This is a genomic window from Lelliottia sp. JS-SCA-14, from assembly GCF_035593345.1.
Classification (GTDB): Bacteria; Pseudomonadota; Gammaproteobacteria; order Enterobacterales; family Enterobacteriaceae; genus Enterobacter; species Enterobacter wanjuensis.
The window spans coordinates 1,716,110-1,731,607 of sequence record NZ_CP141606.1 but is presented as its reverse complement, the minus strand read 5'-3'; the positions used below and the strand labels follow the sequence as shown (position 1 = coordinate 1,731,607).

The following is a 15,498-nucleotide window of genomic DNA, read 5'->3' as shown; positions in this document are numbered from 1 at the left end:
ATTCTACCCGTTATCTACGGGCGCGCCAAACCACTGATGATACCAACGAGGTAAAATTTGATCTCGTAAGCGGAGGATTTGCCAGCCTCGTGGCGAAAAACTGACTGAGATTTGCCCGGATTGCGGTGTATCGAACCAAGAATAGCCCTCCTTTTTATAGCGCCTGACGACTTTTACTGACGGAAAATGCCATGCGTTGTAGCGCGCCGCAGAGGCTAAAGCGACCTTCCCTTCCACGCGCTGGACAAGCGGCAGTGAAGACGAGGTATTACTCCCATGATGCGGCACCTGGATAAGTGTAGACCTTAGCCACTGCCAGCGATGGCTTAACATCAACTGCTCGGCTGTCGCTTCGATATCCCCGGTGAGCAACACGCTGTGCTCGCCATCGTCAATTTTCACCACGCACGAATGGTTATTTCCCTGCGCCTGATATTCCTTTGGCGGCCAGTGGACCGTAAAGGTCAGGCCCTGCCACTGCCAGTGCTCGCCACGAAAACAGGGCTGATGCCCGGCCCAACCCAGCGGACTCCTTATCCACATCGCAGGCCAGGCATTAAGCAACGAGTTCAATCCGCCGATATGGTCCATGTGCTCGTGACTAATAATCACCCCTTCCGGCGTCAGATGATGCCAGCGCAGCCAGGGGATGATCTGCTGCTGCCCACTGTCGCCACCCGGCCAGGCTAACCCGGTATCGTATAAAATCGCCTTCCCCTGACGTTCAACGACCATCGCCAGGCCCTGTCCGATATCCAGCATATGAACCGTCCAGCCTTCTGTTTTGTGCGAGCGCCACAAAGGAAATGTCAGCAATACACTTCCCGCGATGCACACGGCCGGGGCCGATCTCCAGGCATGTACACGCCAGACCATAATGGCAAGCCAGGGAAGAGAGGCCGCCGCCAGCCAGCGCTCATCAATATCGATCCAGCCATCCGGTAATGCCTTTAACAGTCGAAAGAGCACATCCAGCGATTTGTCGGCCAGAAACCAGATCTTTGCTTCCAGCAAACCGAGTCCGCTCAGATGCAATAGCATTCCGGCCAAAATCAGCGGCACGGAGATAAAGGTAACCAGTGGCACGGCAAAGAGATTGGCGACCAGAGAGGAAATGCTCATCCCGTGAAAAATACTGACCTGGAGCGGTAAGAGCAAAAACAGCATACCCAGTTGCAGATGCAGCAATGCCAGCAGCTGTTTTATCCACCGGGGTACCGGCCACTGAGGGAATGGCAGCCACTGATACCAGAAAATCAGCGCGGCGACGGCGAACGCTGACAGAGCCAGACTTTGCGAAAGCACGGCCAGCGGATCGATAAACAGAATTGCCGCCACACAGCACAGCCAGACCTGCCACGGCGACCACTGCCTTCCGCTCAGGCGCAGCGTAGCCAGCACCGCGATCGAGACGACCGTTCGCAATGCTGGCGGTTGCATCCCGGTGAGCCATGCATAAAACGCCGCGAAGCAAACGCCTGCCAGCAACGGCGTGCGCCAGTCTATCCACTGACACGGAAGTAAAAACTGGAGTCCACGCACGATAAGCCAGACGAGGGATGCCGCAAGAGCAATATGCAAACCTGAGATCGCCATCAGGTGCAATGTGCCGGTCTCACGCATTAGCTTTTTGACCTCTTGCGTGACCGCCAGTCGCTCGCCCATCCCCAACCCGAGAATAACGGCGCCCCACTGATAAGGTTTCAGCTCTACGGTGAGGGAGTTGAGATATCGTGCCCGCAAACTGCAGTTTGCCTCCAGCACTTCTGCGTGAGTGAATCTGCCGGTTAAAGGCTGATGTGAAGCTAGCGCGCTACGCTGCGAGTCGTATCCGCCGTCGTTGAGCTCACCGTGAACGGCGCGAAGGCGCAGTGTCATTGCCCACCGCTGTCCCGCACACGCGGGCTGCGGTAAGTAATTGCCGTATAGCATTACACCGGTCGTTGAACGCCAGGGCTTGCCGTTCAGGCGCTCAATCTGTCCCTGATGCGTGGTGGCCCCATCAGTGGCGGTAATCACCACTTCAGCCTGCTGTGACCCATCCGTTAGATGCTGCATCGGCCAGACGGCTTCCTGCGCCGCTAACACACCCCAGGCAAAAAACAGCAGCCATAAGCCGGTATAGCGCAGATAGATCAGACGCTGTGCAGCCAGCAGAATGCCAACGGCAATACATACCCAGATGACTGGCAGACCGGGCAGCGAAGGCAGCCACAGCAACGGTATTATCGCCATGATGAGACAAGCACTGATTGCAGGAACACCCATGAACACCTCCCTGTTTCGGGGCAGTGTGCATCAGGAATATCAGGGCGTCAGGGAGGAAAAAGTGAAATTACAGTCCTTGCCGAAGGGATTATTCCCGTTTGCAGCAATGATAAATATGAAATGCGTGGAGGCTTCCAGTTTGGGTTGTCGCCAATAAAAAAAGCACCCGAAGGTGCTTTCTTTAGATAACCCAGTTTCGCCCGCAGGCTAAACTCAGTTCCCGTAAATATTGGCGCGATCGCGCAGTTCTTTACCCGGCTTAAAGTGCGGAACGTATTTGCCTTCCAGGTCGACTTTATCGCCAGTCTTCGGGTTACGCCCGGTTCGTGGAGCACGATAATGCAGAGAGAAACTACCGAAACCGCGGATTTCAATGCGCTCGCCTTGTGCAAGAGTCGAGGCCATATGCTCTAGCATCTCTTTCACTGCATCTTCCACTGCTTTTGCGGGGATGTGCGATTGTTGACTGGCAAGTCTTTCAATCAATTCTGACTTGGTCATGATTCCTCCGGTTCCTTCAAACCAATTAGCTGAACAGCTTATTAAACAAGGGCGGCCGTAGCCGCCCTTTGTTATTGATTACAGAACGAATCCTGCAATCTGTCAAGTCTGCTCGTTATCCTTCGAGCGGTCACTACGTTAACTTCGCCTGCACACCCCAGTCACTTACTTAAGTAGGCTCCTGGGGTTCTCAGGCTCGTTGCCTTGTTACCGCTCAAATGACTTAGAGCTCTTGAATTACTCGCCTTTAGCTGCTTTGAAAGCTTCAGCCATTGCGTTGTTGGAGAAACCTGCATCTTCCTGTTTGTTAACAGTTGCGATGGCATCTTTCTCATCAGCTTCGTCTTTAGCACGAACAGACAGGCTGATTGCACGGTTCTTACGGTCAACGCCGGTGAATTTAGCTTCAACGTCATCGCCAACGCTCAGAACCAGAGTTGCATCTTCAACGCGGTCACGTGAAGCTTCAGAAGCGCGCAGGTAACCTTCAACGCCGTCAGCCAGTTCTACGGTTGCGCCTTTCGCGTCAACTGCAGTCACTTTACCGTTTACGATTGCGCCTTTCTTGTTCAGTGCAACCCAGTTGTTGAACGGATCTTCTGCGAGCTGTTTAACGCCCAGAGAGATACGCTCACGTTCTGCGTCAACCTGCAGAACAACTGCAGCGATTTCGTCGCCTTTTTTGTATTCACGTACTGCTTCTTCGCCTGCAACGTTCCAGGAGATGTCAGACAGGTGAACCAGGCCGTCGATGCCGCCGTCTAGGCCGATGAAGATACCGAAGTCAGTGATAGACTTGATTTTACCTTCAACACGGTCGCCCTTGTTGTGGGTTTCCGCGAACTGCTGCCATGGGTTGTTTTTGCACTGCTTCAGGCCCAGGGAGATACGACGACGTTCTTCGTCGATATCCAGAACCATCACTTCCACTACATCACCAACGTTAACAACTTTGGATGGGTGGATGTTTTTGTTGGTCCAGTCCATTTCGGAAACGTGCACCAGGCCTTCAACGCCTTCTTCGATTTCAACGAAGCAGCCGTAGTCGGTCAGGTTGGTAACGCGACCAGTCAGTTTAGTACCTTCTGGGTAACGTTTAGCGATAGCGACCCATGGATCTTCGCCCAGCTGTTTCAGGCCCAGAGATACACGAGTACGCTCGCGGTCGAACTTCAGCACTTTAACAGTGATTTCGTCGCCAACGTTCACGATTTCGCTTGGGTGTTTAACGCGTTTCCACGCCATGTCGGTGATGTGCAGCAGGCCATCAACGCCACCCAGATCAACGAATGCACCGTAGTCAGTGAGGTTCTTAACGATACCTTTAACTTCCATGCCTTCCTGCAGGTTTTCCAGCAGCTGATCGCGCTCTGCGCTGTTCTCGGATTCGATAACGGCACGACGGGAAACAACAACGTTGTTACGCTTCTGGTCAAGCTTGATAACTTTGAACTCAAGCTCTTTGCCTTCGAGGTGCAGAGTGTCGCGAACCGGACGAACGTCTACCAGAGAACCTGGCAGGAACGCGCGAATACCGTTCAGCTCAACAGTGAAGCCACCTTTAACTTTGCCGTTGATAACACCGACTACAGTTTCAGCTTCTTCGTAAGCTTTTTCCAGCGTGATCCAAGCTTCGTGACGTTTAGCTTTTTCACGGGACAGCAGAGTTTCACCGAAGCCGTCTTCTACTGCATCCAGTGCAACGTCAACTTCGTCACCTACCTGGATTTCCAGCTCGCCCTGGGCGTTTTTGAACTGCTCTGCCGGAATGGCAGACTCAGATTTCAGACCGGCGTCAACCAGTACGATATCTTTGTCGATAGCAACAACAACACCACGAACGATGGAACCCGGACGGGTTTCGATTGTTTTTAAGGATTCTTCAAATAGTTGAGCAAAAGATTCAGTCATGTTTAATCTTCAGGTTAATATAACGTCCACCTGGCTCCATGCCGGATGGGGTTGTTTCACATACCCGCCGTCAATCCATTGCAGCGGGGGTACTACAAATCTGTCGCGATTAAGCGAGTGCCAATTTCTGGCGCGCGTATTGTAACGCTTTTTCAATCACTTGCTCAATAGTTAAACGGGTAGAATCGAGCACTAAAGCATCGTCTGCCGGAACAAGTGGCGCTACAGCACGATTCCGATCGCGGTCATCGCGCTCTTTTATCTCGGATAAAAGGCGTTCAAAGTTAACACTAAAGCCATTTTCCTGCAACTGAAGCATACGACGTTGCGCGCGCTCTTCCGAAGAAGCGTCAAGGAAAATCTTCACAGGCGCATCAGGAAATACCACGGTTCCCATGTCACGACCGTCCGCTATCAGACCAGGCGCTTCTCGGAACGCACGCTGACGACGCAGCAGCGCCTCGCGAACGCGCGGGAACGCAGCCACCTGTGATGCAGCATTCGCCACTTCCTGGGTGCGGATCTCACCGCTGACGTCTTCCCCTTCAAGGATGACCTCAAGATTGCCATTCGTCGAGACGAAGCGGACGTCAAGATGTGCTGCCAGCGGGACTAGTGCTTCTTCAGAAGCCACATCCACATGATGATGCAGTGCCGCTAACGCCAGAACGCGATAGATTGCTCCTGAGTCTAAAAGATGCCATTGCAATGCTTCCGCCATCGCTTTGCACAAGGTGCCTTTACCTGCACCGCTTGGCCCATCAATGGTAATTACCGGGGCAATTGCTGTCATCGTTCTCTCCTTCATTAGAGGCGTCAGTTACATAAACGCCGCGCATTATACGCGCCATTGCCAGCAACCGTTAATGTTGCGTGTAAATAACGGAATGTTTGAAGGTGAGTGTAGAAGAAATAGACATTAAAGTACGGGCTGGTGTGAAACCAACCCGTAAGTCAAAGCGTTACTTCTTGTCTGCCGCAATACGATCGCGGATATGCTGGGCACGTTCAGCCGAAGGCGGATGTGAATCAAACAGGGATTTGGCATGAGCGCCGTCGAGCGCAGCCAGTTTGTCGAAGCTACTGGCTAAGCCCGCAGTACTGATTTTGCGTTTTTTGAGCAGATCATAAGAGAAATCATCGGCTTCTGATTCCTGACTACGCGAAAACGCAGAGTTTATTGCCCCTTCGGCAATATCACCTAACTGCGATTGCGTAAGCTGAGCCGCCACCCCGCTGGTTGCAGAGACGGCATCGCGAGCCGCTACGGTGGCATAAGCTGTCTGCATCGCTTTACGGGAATGACCTAACGCCACATGCCCTAGCTCATGACCCAGCACACCTTCAATTTCGTTGTCTGTCATCATATCCATCAGGCTGCTGTATACACGGACGCAACCATTTGCCATCGCCCAGGCATTGATATCGCTGGTCAAATACACCTTATAGTTGACGGGTGTGCCGTTAATATTATTGCCCAACGCCTTAGCTATTTTATTGATACGCTTAGTGTATTTGCTTGAAGCGCCAGCAATATCATTTTGGCTGTCCAGCTCCTTACAGCCGCCGTTGGCGATTGCTTTTGCATCAGCATCCGTGAGGGTAGCGGCCTGATAGGCGGACATCCCGGCGCTGGCGAGCCCATTTGCATCGACGCCGCCCATGTTTTTACAGCCAGAAAGCAGCGTGGCAGCAATCGCCAGCGATAAAAGCAGTTTACGATTATTCATATCTATCTTCCGTTGATTAACATATTGAAAAATTATGGGTTATCCCACAAAGTTCACGCGAAGATAGCACTCCTGTGGATCCTTAAAAAAGTTTGAAACGGGACCAAAAAAAAGCCGACTCATGGTCGGCTTTTTCATATCGGGCATGTGTACTCAGGCAAGCGTACTGATGCGCGCCAGCTGCTCGAAATAATCCGGGAAGGTTTTCGCGGTGCATTTCGGATCAAGAATAGTGACCGGTGTATCAGACAACGCCACCAGCGAGAAACACATCGCCATGCGGTGATCGTTGTAAGTACCAATTTCAGCGACCTGCAGGTTGGCCGGCGGTGTCACGCGAATATAGTCTTCGCCCTCTTCCACTTCGGCACCCACTTTACGCAGCTCCGTCGCCATCGCGAACAGGCGATCGGTCTCTTTCACACGCCAGTTGTAGATATTGCGCAGCGTAGTGGTGCCGTTGGCAAACAGCGCTGCCGTGGCAATAGTCATCGCCGCATCAGGGATATGGTTCATGTCCATATCGATCGCGTTCAGCTCACCGCGCGTGCAAGCGATAAAGTCATCACCCCAGGTGATTTCGGCACCCATTTTTTCCAGCACGTCGGCAAAGCGAATATCGCCCTGAACGCTGTTACGACCGATACCGGTGACTTTAACGGTGCCGCCCTTAATCGCGCCCGCCGCGAGGAAATAGGACGCAGATGACGCATCGCCTTCCACCAGGTAGTTGCCCGGCGACTGGTACTCCTGCCCACCGCGCACCACAAAGCGCTGATACGCCTGGTTTTCAACTTCAACGCCAAAGGTCTTCATCAGATGCAGGGTGATATCGATGTAAGGCTTAGAAACCAGCTCGCCTTTGATGGTAATCACCGTATCCTGCGGGGCCAGTGGAGCCGTCATCAGCAGCGCCGTCAGGAACTGGCTGGACACGCTACCATCCACAGCCACTTCACCGCCCGTAAATCCACCGCGCAGGCGCAGTGGCGGATAATTTTCCTGCTCCAGATAATCAATGTGCGCGCCGCCCTGACGCAGGGCATCCACCAGATGGCCAATCGGGCGCTCCTTCATGCGTGGCTCGCCGGTCAGCACAATATTGTTGCTACCCAGACACAGCGCGGCCGCCAGCGGACGCATCGCCGTACCTGCGTTACCGAGAAACAGCTCAAGTTCTTCGGTCGTTTGCAGCGCTCCGCCGTTGCCTGTCACTTCACAACGCGTACGATCGGCTGACAGTGTGTAGTGAACACCTAACGCTTTCAGCGCATTCAGCATGTGGCGAACGTCATCACTGTCCAGCAGATTGGTGAGGACGGTGGTGCCGTTTGCCAGAGCAGCCAGCAGCAGGGCGCGGTTCGAGACACTTTTTGAACCAGGCAGATTGATGGTGCCATCTACCCGCGCGATCGGTTGTAACGTCAGGGATTCCATGAAAACTTAACTCTCAAATCAACATAATAAAAACCCCGAAGTCGGGCTTCGGGGGTGAAAAACTCGCGCGATTAACCGTGGCGACGTTCGAAGTCGACCATAAAATCAGTCAGCGCTTTAACACCTTCGAGCGGCATCGCGTTGTAGATGGAAGCACGCATGCCGCCCACCACGCGGTGGCCTTTCAGCGCGTGCAGACCTGCAGCGAAGGACTCTTCGAGGAACACTTTGTCGAGTTGGCTGTCGGCAAGCTGGAACGGCACGTTCATGCGGGAACGGTTCGCTTTGGCCACGTCATTGCGGTAGAAATCACTGCCGTCAATTACGCTGTACAGCAGAGTCGCTTTCTGCTGATTAATCTTGTCCATCTGCGCCACGCCGCCATTTTTCTTCAGCCATTTAAAGACCAGGCCAGAAAGATACCAGGCAAAGGTCGGCGGGGTGTTGAACATGGAGTCGTTATCGTTCAGGACGGTGTAGTCGAGAATCGACGGACAGGCCTGATGCGCTTTACCTAACAGGTCTTCACGAACAATGACCAGCGTCAGCCCGGCCGGGCCGATGTTTTTCTGCGCGCCAGCGTAAATCACGCCGTAGCGGCTGACATCCAGCGGGCCAGAGAGAATGGTGGAAGATAAATCAGCGGTCACGATGACGTTGTCGCCAAAATTCGGCTCTTCGTGAATGGCGATCCCGTCGATGGTTTCGTTCGGGCAGTAGTGAAGGTACGCCGCATTGTCTGACAGCTGCCATTCACTCATCGGGGTGACACCACGCAGACCATCGACGGTAATTTTCGCGTCGATAACATTCGGGGTGCAGTATTTTTTGGCTTCTTTCACCGCGCTGGCGGCCCAGTAACCGGCATCGACGTAATCCGCTGTCGTTTTATCACCCAGCAGGTTCAGTGGAATACCCGCAAACTGACCGCGCCCGCCGCCGTGGCAGAACAATACTTTGTAGTTCGAGGGGATATTCAGCAGATCGCGAAAATCCTTTTCTGCCTCTTCAGCAACCTGGATAAACTCTTTTCCACGGTGGCTGATTTCCATCACCGATGTACCAAGACCCTGCCAGTCGCAAAGCTCCTGCTGAGCTTGTTTAAGCACATCCGCCGGTAGCATTGCCGGACCTGAACTGAAATTAAAGACCTGAGCCATTTACCCTCACCACGCTTAAATTCATAAGTTATTACTGTGGATATCGGTTTTATCATTCAGTGACACGCGCCGCAATGTCTAAAACCAAGACCCAGGAAAATGTGCCCCCGGTCACACAAAACAATCTGCCAGCACGTTGTCACAAAACCGACAAATTGGCTGTCAGGTGACGCGTTTCGCCCGACTCACCTTCGTCCATACTGGATTTGCACAGCGAGGGCAGAGTTGGTGATCACCCGGCTGCATCGTAAGCACATGGCTGCAGCGTCGACAGGCATACTCCCCTGCTTCGGGAACGGTGGTAAATCGTTCAACGTATTCATCCGGCAAAATACAGAGGCCTGGCTTGACGTCCGCATCGTCGTAGTAATAGACACTGATCTGCCCGTTGGTTTCCATGATCGCCAGCCGCACCTGCCCCAGCTGTTCCACGCTGTTTAAGCGCAGCTCCATGAAAAACTCAAATTCCGTCATATTCGCGCTGCGAACTTTCTCCCAGGCCAATTGGCCCTCTTCGACAATCACCACTGGTTTCCCTTCCAGCAGATCCTCGATTTTTTCACTTTTCGACATCAGCCACATCACCAGGCGATAGAGCAAACCCAGGGTGACAAACACAATCAGCACCGGAATCATCGGCACATCGTCGTAAAAGGCCACGTCACCCGCCGCAGAACCGAGGGTGAGGATGATCAGCACCTCGAACAGCGACATCTGCCGCACGCCGCGCCGTCCGGTGATTTTGAGAAACAGAAAGACCAAGATAAAGGTATAGAGACTGCGCAACGCCACTTCGCCTAAAAACTCCAGCGGCACTTTGTCGAACGCCATCCGGTGAAGATCGAACGCTTTCATTTTTATTTGCCTTAACAGTAAGTTACTGTTGATAAGCATAGCTGACTCTTTTATTTTCGCTGTTCTCCTCGCGAAGATAGCGCCTGTCACGCAAAACCCGTATCATTGCGCGCTTTACGTACGATAAAAGTGATCGCCATGACTCAAACATTTATCCCCGGCAAAGACGCCGCACTGGAAGATTCCATCGCTCGCTTCCAGCAAAAACTGACCGACCTGGGTTTTAATATCGAAGAAGCCTCCTGGCTCAACCCGGTTCCTCACGTCTGGTCTGTGCATATTCGCGACACCGACTGTGCGCTGTGCTTTACCAACGGTAAAGGCGCCACCAAAAAAGCGGCTCTCGCTTCTGCCCTGGGTGAGTATTTTGAGCGCCTGTCCACCAACTATTTCTTCGCCGATTTCTGGCTGGGCGATACCATCGCCAACGGCCCGTTCGTGCACTATCCGAACGAAAAATGGTTCCCGCTGACGGAAGATGACGAGCTGCCGGAAGGCATTCTCGACGCGCGTCTGCGCAAGTTCTACGATCCTGATAATGAACTGACCGCCGGCATGCTGGTGGATCTGCAGTCTGGCAACGACGAGCGTGGCATCTGCGCCCTGCCGTTCACCCGCCAGTCTGACGATCAGACCGTCTACATCCCGATGAACATCGTCGGCAACCTGTATGTCTCCAACGGCATGTCCGCCGGTAACACCCGCAACGAAGCCCGCGTGCAAGGTCTGTCTGAGGTGTTTGAGCGTCATATCAAAAACCGCATTATCGCTGAGTCCATCAGCCTGCCGGAGATCCCAAACGAGGTGCTGGCGCGCTATCCGGGTGTGGTGGAATCCATCGCCAAACTGGAAGCAGAAGGTTTCCCAATCTTCGCTTATGACGGCTCTCTGGGTGGCAAATACCCGGTGATCTGCGTCGTTCTGTTTAACCCGGCGAACGGCACCTGCTTCGCTTCGTTTGGCGCACACCCGGACTTCGGCGTGGCGCTGGAACGTACCGTCACCGAGCTGCTGCAGGGCCGTAGCCTGAAAGATCTCGACGTCTTTACCCCGCCAACGTTTGACGACGAAGAAGTGGGCGAACACACCAACCTCGAAACCCACTTCATCGATTCCAGCGGTTTGATCTCCTGGGATATGTTCAAGCAGGACGCGGACTATCCGTTCGTGGACTGGAATTTCTCCGGCACTACGGAAGAAGAGTTCGCCACGCTGATGGCCATCTTCAAAGCGGAAGATAAAGAAGTGTACATCGCGGATTACGAGCACCTGAGCGTCTATGCGTGCCGCATTATCGTTCCGGGCATGTCCGACATCTATCCGGCGGAAGATCTGTGGCTGGCGAACAACAGCATGGGCAGCCATCTGCGTGAAACGCTGCTGGCGCTGCCGGGCAGTGAGTGGGACAAAGAGGATTATCTGAACCTGATCGCCCAACTGGACGACGAAGGCCACGACGATCTCACCCGCGTGCGTGAGCTGCTGGGTCTGGCAACCGGCAAAGACAACGGCTGGTACACCCTGCGTGTTGGCGAGCTGAAATCGATGCTGGCCCTGGCCGGTGGCGATCTGGATCAGGCCCTGGCCTGGACGGAATGGACTATCGAATACAACCAGTCCGTCTTCAGCCCGGAGCGCGCCAATTATTACCGCTGCCTGCAAACGCTGCTGTTGCTCTCTCAGGAAGAAGATCGTCAGCCGCTGCAATACCTGAATGCCTTCGTACGTATGTACGGCGCAGAGGCTGTCGAAGCGGCAAGCGCCGCGCTGAGCGGTGAAGCGCCGTTCTACGGCCTTCAGGCGGTTGATAAAGATCTGAAAGCCTTCCCGGCACATCAGTCGCTGCTGAAAGCTTATGAAAAACTGCAGCGTGCGAAAGCCGCTTACTGGTCAAAATAAGCGCATATAGTACTACTGGCAGTAGGCGTACTCACGCGTCTGGGCTATATTACGGGGCAATTTCATTGCCCCGTTTTTTTATTTCTTTTGCAATGAATATTGATTGTAATAATAAAGTTAAATACAGGTAAATATAATTATGTTTACCTGGGCTTTGCTGTTACTTTTTAGGGTAATTACTCCATTTTAATTAACTGCTTTGGGAGAGGTTTCAGGAAATTATTCAACTCTTTTCATAACTTTTAAAATTTATTTTTATACGGATAATCAACAACTTACTCCGCAATCGCTGCAAAACCATGCGCTTTGCGGGCCTATAAGCCAGGCGAGATATGATCTATATCAATTTCTCTTCTATAATGCTTTGTTAGTATCTCGTCGCCGACTTAATAAAGAGAGAGTTAGTGTGAAAGCTGACAACCCTTTTGATCTAATACTCCCAGCTGCGATGGCCAAAGTTGCCGAAGAAGCGGGTGTCTATAAAGCAACGAAGCACCCGATGACGACGTTCTATCTGGCGATCACCGCTGGTGTGTTCATCTCCATCGCTTTCGTCTTCTACATCACTGCTACCACCGGTACTGCTGCGATGCCTTTCGGTATTGCGAAACTGATTGGCGGTATCTGTTTCTCACTGGGCTTGATTCTGTGCGTCATCTGCGGCGCCGACCTCTTTACCTCAACGGTACTTATCGTGGTGGCTAAAGCGAGCGGAAGAATCACCTGGGGTCAGCTGGCGCGCAACTGGATTAATGTCTACGTTGGCAACCTGATTGGCTGTTTACTCTTTGTTCTGCTGATGTGGTTATCTGGCGAGTATATGACCGCCAACGGTGGCTGGGGACTGAACGTCCTGCAAACCGCTGACCACAAAATGCATCACACCTTTATCGAAGCCGTCGCTCTCGGCATCCTCGCAAACCTGATGGTCTGCCTGGCCGTCTGGATGAGCTACTCTGGCCGCAGCCTGATGGACAAAGCCATGATTATGGTTCTGCCGGTTGCGATGTTCGTTGCCAGCGGCTTTGAGCACAGTATCGCAAACATGTTTATGATCCCGATGGGTATTGTAATCCGTAACTTTGCGAGCCCGGAGTTTTGGACTGCTGTTGGTTCAACCCCGGAAAGTTTCTCTCACCTGACTATTATGAACTTCATCACAGATAACCTGATCCCTGTCACTATTGGGAACATTATCGGTGGGGGTCTGCTGGTTGGGTTGACATACTGGGTCATTTACCTGCGTGGCGACAATCATCATTGATGGTTTCTCAGGCAGTAAAGAAAAATCCACTTAAGAAGGTAGGTATCACATGTCCGAGCTTAATGAAAAGTTAGCCACAGCCTGGGAAGGTTTTGCGAAAGGTGACTGGCAGAAAGAAGTCAACGTACGCGACTTCATTCAGAAAAACTATACCCCATATGAAGGCGACGAGTCTTTCCTGGCTGGTGCAACTGACGCAACAACCAAGCTGTGGGACAATGTAATGGAAGGCGTCAAACTGGAAAACCGCACTCACGCGCCAGTTGACTTCGATACTTCCGTTGCCTCTACCATCACTTCTCACGACGCTGGCTACATCAACAAAGCGCTTGAGAAAATCGTTGGTCTGCAGACTGAAAAACCACTGAAACGTGCGATCATTCCGTTCGGTGGCATCAAAATGGTTGAAGGTTCCTGCAAAGCGTACGATCGCGAACTGGACCCAATGCTGAAAAAAATCTTCAGCGAATACCGCAAAACTCACAACCAGGGCGTGTTTGACGTTTACACCAAAGACATCCTGAACTGCCGTAAATCCGGTGTTCTGACCGGTCTGCCAGATGCGTATGGCCGTGGCCGTATCATCGGTGACTACCGTCGTGTTGCTCTGTACGGTATCGACTTCCTGCTGAAAGACAAATACGCACAGTTCCTGTCCCTGCAGTCTGACCTGGAAAACGGCGTAAACCTGGAAGCGACTATCCGTCTGCGCGAAGAGATCTCTGAACAGCACCGTGCGCTGGGTCAGATCAAAGAAATGGCCGCTAAATATGGCTGCGATATCTCTGGTCCGGCAACCAACGCTCAGGAAGCTATCCAGTGGACTTACTTCGGCTACCTGGCCGCGGTTAAATCTCAGAACGGCGCAGCAATGTCCTTCGGTCGCGTATCCACCTTCCTGGATGCTTACATCGAACGTGACATCAAAGCAGGCAAAATCACCGAGCAAGACGCACAGGAAATGATTGACCACCTGGTCATGAAACTGCGTATGGTTCGCTTCCTGCGTACCCCAGAATACGATGAGCTGTTCTCCGGTGACCCAATCTGGGCCACTGAATCTATCGGCGGTATGGGCGTTGACGGCCGTACTCTGGTAACCAAAAACAGCTTCCGTTTCCTGAACACCCTGTACACCATGGGCCCGTCTCCGGAACCGAACATCACTGTTCTGTGGTCTGAAAAACTGCCTCTGAACTTCAAGAAATTCGCGGCTAAAGTCTCCATCGATACCTCTTCTCTGCAGTACGAGAACGATGACCTGATGCGTCCTGACTTCAACAACGACGACTACGCTATCGCTTGCTGCGTAAGCCCAATGGTTGTTGGTAAGCAAATGCAGTTCTTCGGTGCGCGTGCTAACCTCGCGAAAACCATGCTGTATGCAATCAACGGCGGCGTGGACGAAAAACTGAAAATCCAGGTTGGTCCTAAATCTGAACCAATCAAAGGCGACGTTCTGAACTTCGACGAAGTCATGGATCGTATGGATCACTTCATGGACTGGCTGGCTAAGCAGTATGTCACCGCCCTGAACATCATCCACTACATGCACGACAAGTACAGCTACGAAGCGTCTCTGATGGCTCTGCACGACCGTGACGTGGTTCGCACCATGGCATGTGGTATCGCAGGTCTGTCCGTTGCAGCTGACTCCCTGTCTGCAATCAAATATGCGAAAGTTAAACCAATTCGTGACGAAGATGGTCTGGCGACTGACTTCGAAATCGAAGGCGAATACCCGCAGTTTGGTAACAACGACTCTCGCGTAGATGACATGGCCGTTGACCTGGTTGAACGTTTCATGAAGAAAATTCAGAAACTGACTACCTACCGCAACGCTATCCCGACTCAATCTGTTCTGACCATCACTTCTAACGTTGTGTACGGTAAGAAAACCGGTAACACCCCAGACGGTCGTCGTGCTGGCGCGCCATTCGGTCCAGGTGCTAACCCAATGCACGGTCGTGACCAGAAAGGTGCTGTTGCCTCTCTGACCTCCGTTGCTAAACTGCCGTTTGCTTACGCGAAAGATGGTATTTCTTATACCTTCTCTATCGTTCCAAATGCGCTGGGTAAAGACGACGAAGTGCGTAAAACCAACCTGGCAGGTCTGATGGACGGTTACTTCCATCACGAATCTTCTATCGAAGGTGGTCAGCACTTGAACGTGAACGTGATGAACCGTGAAATGCTGCTCGACGCGATGGAAAACCCGGAAAAATATCCGCAGCTGACCATCCGCGTATCTGGCTACGCAGTACGTTTTAACTCCCTGACTAAAGAACAGCAGCAGGATGTTATCACCCGTACTTTCACTCAATCCATCTAACTGGAATTGACTGAAATCACGCAGTAAAAAGCGTACAATAAAGGCTCCACATCAGTGGGGCCTTTTTAACACCTTCTCCAAACCAGTCTCTTTTGGCCGCTGTCTATATACTTAATGGATAACAGCCAAAACAGACTCGAC

At 52.5% G+C, this 15,498-nt stretch carries 12 protein-coding genes; 4 read left to right on the top strand and 8 right to left on the bottom strand.

Annotated features, from left to right (window positions below):
• Positions 1-3: 3 nt before the first annotated feature.
• Positions 4-2,268, bottom strand: a complete 2,265-nt coding sequence (locus U9O48_RS08090; RefSeq protein WP_324724032.1) for a ComEC family protein — start codon at positions 2,266-2,268, stop codon at positions 4-6.
• Between U9O48_RS08090 and U9O48_RS08085 the strand changes: the two genes are divergently transcribed.
• Positions 2,267-2,425: a hypothetical protein gene (locus tag U9O48_RS08085; protein ID WP_324724031.1), complete on the top strand. Its 159-nt coding sequence runs from the start codon at positions 2,267-2,269 to the stop codon at positions 2,423-2,425. The two genes, U9O48_RS08090 and U9O48_RS08085, sit on opposite strands and share 2 nt — an antisense overlap.
• 56 nt (positions 2,426-2,481) lie before the next feature.
• On the opposite strand, the gene ihfB is transcribed toward U9O48_RS08085, so the two are convergent.
• The 7 genes from ihfB to U9O48_RS08050 all read right to left on the bottom strand — a co-directional run bounded on the left by ihfB (position 2,482) and on the right by U9O48_RS08050 (position 9,862).
• On the bottom strand, positions 2,482-2,769 hold the full coding sequence (ihfB, locus tag U9O48_RS08080; protein WP_012016828.1) for an integration host factor subunit beta: 288 nt from the start codon (positions 2,767-2,769) through the stop codon (positions 2,482-2,484).
• A gap of 237 nt (positions 2,770-3,006) precedes the next feature.
• Positions 3,007-4,680, bottom strand: coding sequence for a 30S ribosomal protein S1 (rpsA, locus tag U9O48_RS08075; RefSeq protein WP_100776997.1), 1,674 nt, complete (start codon positions 4,678-4,680; stop codon positions 3,007-3,009).
• Between the two features lie 109 nt (positions 4,681-4,789).
• Complete coding sequence (gene cmk, locus U9O48_RS08070) at positions 4,790-5,473, bottom strand: (d)CMP kinase (protein WP_282492372.1); 684 nt, start codon at positions 5,471-5,473, stop codon at positions 4,790-4,792.
• Positions 5,474-5,642: 169 nt separating this feature from the next.
• On the bottom strand, positions 5,643-6,410 hold the full coding sequence (locus U9O48_RS08065; RefSeq protein WP_285149147.1) for a M48 family metallopeptidase: 768 nt from the start codon (positions 6,408-6,410) through the stop codon (positions 5,643-5,645).
• A gap of 153 nt (positions 6,411-6,563) precedes the next feature.
• Entirely contained in the window at positions 6,564-7,847 is a 1,284-nt protein-coding gene (gene aroA, locus U9O48_RS08060) for a 3-phosphoshikimate 1-carboxyvinyltransferase (protein WP_285149146.1), read from the bottom strand.
• 71 nt (positions 7,848-7,918) lie between these two features.
• On the bottom strand, positions 7,919-9,007 hold the full coding sequence (serC, locus tag U9O48_RS08055) for a 3-phosphoserine/phosphohydroxythreonine transaminase (RefSeq protein WP_285149145.1): 1,089 nt from the start codon (positions 9,005-9,007) through the stop codon (positions 7,919-7,921).
• Positions 9,008-9,169: 162 nt separating this feature from the next.
• Positions 9,170-9,862: a DUF421 domain-containing protein gene (locus U9O48_RS08050; protein ID WP_285149144.1), complete on the bottom strand. Its 693-nt coding sequence runs from the start codon at positions 9,860-9,862 to the stop codon at positions 9,170-9,172.
• A 138-nt stretch (positions 9,863-10,000) separates the two neighbouring features.
• On the opposite strand from U9O48_RS08050, the gene ycaO reads away from it, so the two are divergent.
• The 3 genes from ycaO (at position 10,001) to pflB (ending at position 15,357) form a co-directional block, all read left to right on the top strand.
• Positions 10,001-11,761 carry a 30S ribosomal protein S12 methylthiotransferase accessory factor YcaO gene (gene ycaO / locus U9O48_RS08045; RefSeq protein WP_324724028.1) on the top strand — a complete coding sequence of 587 codons (1,761 nt, stop codon included), beginning with the start codon at positions 10,001-10,003 and terminating at the stop codon, positions 11,759-11,761.
• 406 nt (positions 11,762-12,167) lie between these two features.
• Positions 12,168-13,025 (top strand): formate transporter FocA, encoded by an 858-nt coding sequence (gene focA, locus U9O48_RS08040; protein WP_133159644.1) that lies wholly within the window; start codon positions 12,168-12,170, stop codon positions 13,023-13,025.
• A gap of 49 nt (positions 13,026-13,074) precedes the next feature.
• On the top strand, positions 13,075-15,357 hold the full coding sequence (gene pflB / locus U9O48_RS08035) for a formate C-acetyltransferase (RefSeq protein ID WP_282492366.1): 2,283 nt from the start codon (positions 13,075-13,077) through the stop codon (positions 15,355-15,357).
• Positions 15,358-15,498 lie beyond the last annotated feature (141 nt).

What these genes read in the sequence shown, in the direction of transcription:
- ihfB (WP_012016828.1), bottom strand. Translation starts at nt 2,769, where the DNA reads ATGACCAAGTCAGAATTGATTGAAAGACTTGCCAGTCAACAATCGCAC.
- rpsA (WP_100776997.1), bottom strand. Translation starts at nt 4,680, where the DNA reads ATGACTGAATCTTTTGCTCAACTATTTGAAGAATCCTTAAAAACAATC.
- aroA (WP_285149146.1), bottom strand. Translation starts at nt 7,847, where the DNA reads ATGGAATCCCTGACGTTACAACCGATCGCGCGGGTAGATGGCACCATC.
- serC (WP_285149145.1), bottom strand. Translation starts at nt 9,007, where the DNA reads ATGGCTCAGGTCTTTAATTTCAGTTCAGGTCCGGCAATGCTACCGGCG.
- pflB (WP_282492366.1), top strand. Translation starts at nt 13,075, where the DNA reads ATGTCCGAGCTTAATGAAAAGTTAGCCACAGCCTGGGAAGGTTTTGCG.
- cmk (WP_282492372.1), bottom strand. Translation starts at nt 5,473, where the DNA reads ATGACAGCAATTGCCCCGGTAATTACCATTGATGGGCCAAGCGGTGCA.
- U9O48_RS08090 (WP_324724032.1), bottom strand. Translation starts at nt 2,268, where the DNA reads ATGGGTGTTCCTGCAATCAGTGCTTGTCTCATCATGGCGATAATACCG.
- ycaO (WP_324724028.1), top strand. Translation starts at nt 10,001, where the DNA reads ATGACTCAAACATTTATCCCCGGCAAAGACGCCGCACTGGAAGATTCC.
- U9O48_RS08065 (WP_285149147.1), bottom strand. Translation starts at nt 6,410, where the DNA reads ATGAATAATCGTAAACTGCTTTTATCGCTGGCGATTGCTGCCACGCTG.
- U9O48_RS08085 (WP_324724031.1), top strand. Translation starts at nt 2,267, where the DNA reads ATGAACACCTCCCTGTTTCGGGGCAGTGTGCATCAGGAATATCAGGGC.
- U9O48_RS08050 (WP_285149144.1), bottom strand. Translation starts at nt 9,862, where the DNA reads ATGAAAGCGTTCGATCTTCACCGGATGGCGTTCGACAAAGTGCCGCTG.